We start from the raw sequence: 5131 nt of genomic DNA on the forward strand, positions 1-5131 counted from the left end.
TCGTCGTGATGCCCGACCCGCACGACCTGCCGAGCCTGCTCGATCTGCCGCTGCACCCAGGCGACGTGCTGCTGCACTCGAACGGGCAGCCCCTCGGCGACTTCGACACCTGGTGGCGGCCGTTCACCGCGTGGCTCGCCCGGCTCGGCGTCGAGCTGCGGTTCGCGGGCTCGAGCGGCCACGCGACCGCCGACGATCTGCACGCCATGGTCGAGCGCGTCGCGCCGCCGGTGGTCTTCCCGATCCACAGCTTCAGCCCGCGCCGCCTGCAGGTGCCGTCGGGCACGCGCCGCGTGATCGCGGAGTACGGCGTGCGCTACACGCTCGACGGCACCCCGGTCACTCGGTGACCATCCACACCGTCGTGTCCGGCGGCAGGTTCCGCCCGACCGGGGCGCTCGCCCCGATGACGCGGCCGTCGGGCAGATAGAAGTCCCACCCGCCGAGGTTCGAGATCACCGTGACGTCCTGATTCCGGAACGCCACGACGTCTTCGCCGTAGCCCTCGAGGAACTCGAGCGAGCCCTCGCCGAGGGCGTGCTCGCGGCGCAGGTTGAGCAGCTCGTGATACATCGCGAGCGTCGAGCCGGGGTCGGTTTCCTGCTCGTCGCGCGCCAGCTCGGCCCACTCGGGCGGCTGCGGCAGCCACGAGGCGCCCGACGGCGAGAACCCGTACGCGGGTGCCTCGGCCTCCCACGGGATCGGCACGCGGCATCCGTCACGCCCATAGCGCTCGCCGCCCGTGCGGAACCAGGTGGGGTCCTGGCGGGCGTCGTCGGGCAGGTCGGCGACCTCGGGCAGGCCGAGCTCCTCGCCCTGATAGAGATAGGCGGAGCCGGGCAGCGCGAGCATGAGCGCGGTCGCGGCGCGGCCCCGGCGCAGGGCGAAGTGGCGCTCGGGCAGATTCGGGATGTCCCGCGGGCCGACGCCGGCACCCTGCGGGCTCTCGAACGAGAGCGCGAGGCGCGTCGTGTGCCGCAGCACGTCGTGGTTGGAGAGCACCCAGGTCGCCGGCGCGCCGACGGACTCGAACGCCTCGAGCGACTCGGTGATGACCTCGCGCTGCGCCTCGGCCTGCCACTCGGTGAGCAGGTAGCTGAAGTTGAAGGTCTGCTGCATCTCATCGGGGCGCACCCACTGCGCAAGCTTCGAGAGCGGCTCGACCCATGCCTCGCCGCAGAGCGCGCGGTCGCCGTCGTACTCGGCGAGCACCTGGTGCCATTCGCGGAAGATCTCGTGCACGCCGTCCTGGCCCCAGTAGGGCGCGGTCTCCGGCTTGTCCTCGACGTCCTCGGCACCCGTGTGGCCGCCGCCCATCGAGCGCGGCTTCGGCGGCGTGTAGTCGGGCAGGCCCTCGGCCTTGATGAGCCCGTGCGCCACGTCGACACGGAAGCCGTCGACGCCGCGATCGAGCCAGAATCGCAGGATGTCGCGGAAGGACTCGCGCACGACGGGGGAGCGCCAGTTGAGGTCGGGCTGAGTGACGTCGAAGAGGTGCAGGTACCACTGGCCGGGGGTCCCGTCGGCCTCGGTCACGCGGGTCCAGGCGCCGCCGCCGAAGACCGACTGCCAGTTGTTGGGCGGCTCGTTGCCGCCGTGCCCCCTGCCGTCGCGGAACAGGTAGCGCTCGCGCTCGGGTGAGCCGGGGCCGGCGGCGAGGGCGGCCTTGAACCACTCGTGCTCGCTCGAGGTGTGGTTCGGCACGAGGTCGATGATGACCTTGAGGGTGAGCTGGTGAGCGCGCGCGAGCAGGGCGTCGAAGTCCTCGAGGGTGCCGAACAGCGGCGCGACGCCGACGTAGTCGGCGACGTCGTAGCCGGCGTCGTTCTGCGGGGAGGGCTGGAAGGGCGACAGCCAGACGGCGTCGGCACCGAGCTCGGCGATCTTCTCGAGGCGGCTCGTGATGCCGGGCAGGTCTCCGATCCCGTCGCCGTTCGAGTCCGCGAACGACCGCGGGTACACCTGGTAGATCACTGCGCTGCGCCACCACTCTGAAGCCATAGCGCCACGCTATCGAGCGAAGTGCGGCTTGCCGAGGGGTTGCCGCGCGCGTCTCGCGCGGGCATCCGGCTCGCTCGCGCTCGTTGGCTCTCGATCGCGCGTGCAAGGGGCGCGCCGGCCTCGTGAAACCTGCCCCGCCCAGGCCAGCACGATTTCATCGCGACAAGGTCGCTCTGTTATGCTCTTGCAGGTTGCCAGAGCGTCTGTTCCTTCGACAGCGACCGGCGAACGCCCCGATAGCTCAGTGGTAGAGCACTTCCATGGTAAGGAAGGGGTCGTCAGTTCAATCCTGACTCGGGGCTCTGCTTTTTGTAGGGCTGCGCCCCGCCGAAGGCTCTTCTCATTTCTTGGCTGAGTAGCTCAGTTGGTGAGAGCGCACGACTCATAATCGTGAGGTCGCGGGTTCGAGTCCCGCCTCAGCTACCAATGCCCCCGGAATCACGCGGTTCCGGGGGTTTTCTCGTCTGTGCGAGGGCGACGGGGCGGGCGTCAGGCTGCAGTCGTCAGGCGATGACGACTGTCACGTCGGCTTCGGTCAGGGCGGCGCGTACCTCGTCGGGGAGGCCAGCGTCGGTGACCACGATGTCGACGGCGTCGAAAGTGCAGACGGTCGCCATCGCGGATCGCGCGAACTTGGAGCTCTCTGCGAACAGGATCGTCCGCCTGGCCGCCCCGACGATAGCCTTCTTCGCTGCGGCGTCGGTGATGTCGTATGCGCTGACGCCGGTGCGCGGGTCGGCGCCGCAGCAGGTCAGCACGGCGGTGTCGAAGCGCAGTTCGCGCAGCGTCTGGTCGATCAGCGGGCCGACGATCGATCCTTCCGAGGGGCGCACGGACCCGGCGGGTGTGAGAAGCGACACCGTGGTGCTGCCGGCTAAGGCCGCGATGCCCTGCACAGACATGGGCAGCACCGTGACGCGCCGCGATGCCAGAGCGTGCGCCGTGGCGGTCCCCGTCGTGCCGCTGTCGACGATGACGGCTTCGCCATCGCTGATCAGCGTTGCCACGGCGGTCGCCAAGCGCTGCTTGAGGGTGCGGTCGCCCTGCTCGAGCCGCGCGGAGAACGGGATGCCCTCGCCCCGCAGGTTCGACGAGACCGCCCCGCCGCGAACGCGCCGCAGCGCGCCCTCCTCCGCGAGCCGCTCGAGATCGCGGCGGACCGTGATCTCGGAGGTCTCGAATTCGAGCGCGAGCTGCTCGACGTCGACGCGGCCGCGCTCTGCCAGGGCCGCGAGAATGCGCGCACGACGCTCGGATGCCTGCACGAATCCACTCTAGTGCAATTTCGAATGATCATTAGCTATGATCGAACGATCATGACGCTTGACACTGGCGCCGCTGCGCCCGCTGGCCCCGCCCACTCGACTGCTCGTCTTCGGCGCGCTCGCGCCGCCGTTTTCGGGGCGTTCTTCATCAACGGCTTCGTGCTCGCGGTCTGGGTGGTGCAGATCCCGACCGTCGCGAGAGAGACGGGCATCGGCAACGCCGCGCTCGGCAGCCTGCTGCTGCTCATGGGCGCCGGTTCGGTGGCCGGAATGCAGTCGACCGGCTACCTCGCCGCGCGCGTCGGCAGCCGCGCGGCTGTGGTGCTGGGCGCGCTGCTGCTGGCGGCCGGGGCCGTCGTGCTGAGCGCCGCCGCGACGCCCCTTGCGCTGGGCGTCGGACTAGTAGTGCTGGGGCTCGGAAACGGCTGCATCGATGTGGCGATGAACGATCAGGCGGTCGAGGTCGAGCGGGCATACCGCCGGCCCATCATGTCCGCATTCCACGCGACCTTCTCGATCGGCGGCGCTGTCGGCAGCGGTTTCGGTGGGGTCGTGAACCTCCTCGGAGGTTCTGTTCCTGCGGCGCTCCTTCCTGCCGCCGCGGTCGTGCTGCTGGGCGCGGCGGCATGCGCGCCCTTCCTCCGGCCTCTGGCCGCACCGTCGCACGACGATCGCAGCCCGCGCGAGCTCGACGGCGCCGGGATGCCGCGGCGGCAGCTCGCGCGCCGTGCCGCCCTGCTCGCCGTCCTCGCCTTCGCCTTCATGCTCGCCGAAGGGACGGTCAATGACTGGAGCTCGGTGCATGCGGTGCAGCACCTGCGGCAGAGCCCGGCTGCGGCATCCCTCGCCTACGTGGCGTTCGCGATCGCCATGACGATCGGCCGGCTGGCGGCCGACCGCGTCTCGCAGCGGCTGGGGCCGCGCCGGATCGTGCGGTGGGGCGCGGGCGTCGCGGCGGCCGGACTCCTGCTCGTCGTCGCCTCGCCGATCTACCCCGTCACGCTCGCCGGCTGGGTGCTCTTCGGCATTGGTCTCTCGGGCATCGTTCCGCAGATATTCACGGCGGCGGGCAATCTCGTCACCGGCCCGCGCGCCGCGATCATGCTCTCGCGGGTCGTGACCGTCGGCTATGCGGGCATGCTCGCCGGCCCCGCGCTCATCGGCTGGATAGCGGGGGCCGTCGGCATCAACCTCGCGCTCACCCTTCCGCTGCTGCTCTGTGCGGTCGGCGTGCTGTTCGCTTCGGCCGTCGGCGGCCGGACTGCGCGAGCCTGAAACGAGCCTGAAAGAGGTCAGCCGTTCTCGGCGTCGCGATCGGTTCTCACGGGGATGGCAGCGCCGGGCATCTGGGTGCCGGGCACCGGTACGGCCGCAACGCCGGTGGCCGAGCCGTTGCCCGTTCTCTTCTCGACCTGCTCGGGCGTGTCTGCGTCGCCCTCCAGGCCATCGACCACCCCGTTGGTCTGGTCGAAGATGTGCCCGGCGTCGGCCAGGTCGCTCAGCTTGCTCTCGTGCTCGACGTTCTCGTGCTCGGCGTTCTCGTGCTCGAGGTTCTCTTCGTCACTCATGCGGTCATCGTTTTCCTCCCGCTGTGCTGGCGCCACGGGGTTGACAGGGCCGGCGTGCCCGTCGCTCGATGTGGCTACAGCCCCTGGACCGCCTCGTCGGCCTCGATCACGATGCGCGCCGCAGCCTCGGCCGCCGTCGCCGCGTCGCGCCCCGCGACTGCGAACGCCACATCCCGATGCAGCCGCAGCGCCTCGGGGTTCGCGTCCTTCGGCATGAGCGCGTGCTGCGTGCGCCCGACGAGCACGGACTCCACGGCGTCCGCGAGGCGAGCGAGCATGGGGTTGCCGGATGCCTGC

Annotated in this window: 6 protein-coding genes and 2 tRNA genes; 4 read left to right on the forward strand and 4 right to left on the reverse strand. The window is 70.5% G+C overall.

All coding sequences use genetic code 11. The annotated features are described in order from the left end of the window. Positions 1-350: MBL fold metallo-hydrolase RNA specificity domain-containing protein (locus ACM2XV_RS12030; RefSeq protein ID WP_487027088.1), on the forward strand; the 350-nt coding region annotated here is incomplete at its 5' end. On the opposite strand, the gene ACM2XV_RS12035 is transcribed toward ACM2XV_RS12030, so the two are convergent. Next, a complete protein-coding gene (locus tag ACM2XV_RS12035) occupies positions 340-2001 on the reverse strand; it encodes a glycoside hydrolase family 13 protein (protein ID WP_487027089.1) in 1662 nt (553 codons plus the stop codon). The two genes, ACM2XV_RS12030 and ACM2XV_RS12035, sit on opposite strands and share 11 nt — an antisense overlap. A 230-nt stretch (positions 2002-2231) precedes the next feature. On the opposite strand from ACM2XV_RS12035, the gene ACM2XV_RS12040 reads away from it, so the two are divergent. Further along, positions 2232-2303, forward strand: a tRNA-Thr gene (locus tag ACM2XV_RS12040). A 47-nt stretch (positions 2304-2350) separates the two neighbouring features. Continuing rightward, positions 2351-2427: transfer RNA gene (locus ACM2XV_RS12045), tRNA-Met, on the forward strand. 77 nt (positions 2428-2504) lie between these two features. Here the strand turns inward: ACM2XV_RS12045 and ACM2XV_RS12050 are convergent. Then, positions 2505-3266, reverse strand: coding sequence for a DeoR/GlpR family DNA-binding transcription regulator (locus ACM2XV_RS12050; protein ID WP_487027090.1), 762 nt, complete (start codon positions 3264-3266; stop codon positions 2505-2507). Positions 3267-3317: 51 nt separating this feature from the next. On the opposite strand from ACM2XV_RS12050, the gene ACM2XV_RS12055 reads away from it, so the two are divergent. Then, the gene (locus tag ACM2XV_RS12055) at positions 3318-4541 is read left to right on the forward strand and encodes an MFS transporter (RefSeq protein ID WP_487027091.1); all 1224 of its coding nucleotides are present in this window, start codon (positions 3318-3320) and stop codon (positions 4539-4541) included. Between the two features lie 17 nt (positions 4542-4558). Here ACM2XV_RS12055 and ACM2XV_RS12060 read toward each other — a convergent pair whose 3' ends face one another. After that, positions 4559-4834: a hypothetical protein gene (locus ACM2XV_RS12060; protein ID WP_487027092.1), complete on the reverse strand. Its 276-nt coding sequence runs from the start codon at positions 4832-4834 to the stop codon at positions 4559-4561. 74 nt (positions 4835-4908) lie between these two features. Continuing rightward, positions 4909-5131, reverse strand: a 223-nt coding sequence (locus tag ACM2XV_RS12065; protein ID WP_487027093.1) for an FCD domain-containing protein, incomplete at its 5' end; no start/stop codon positions are given.

The sequence above is a fragment of the Gryllotalpicola sp. CP2-P1 genome (genome assembly GCF_057512245.1).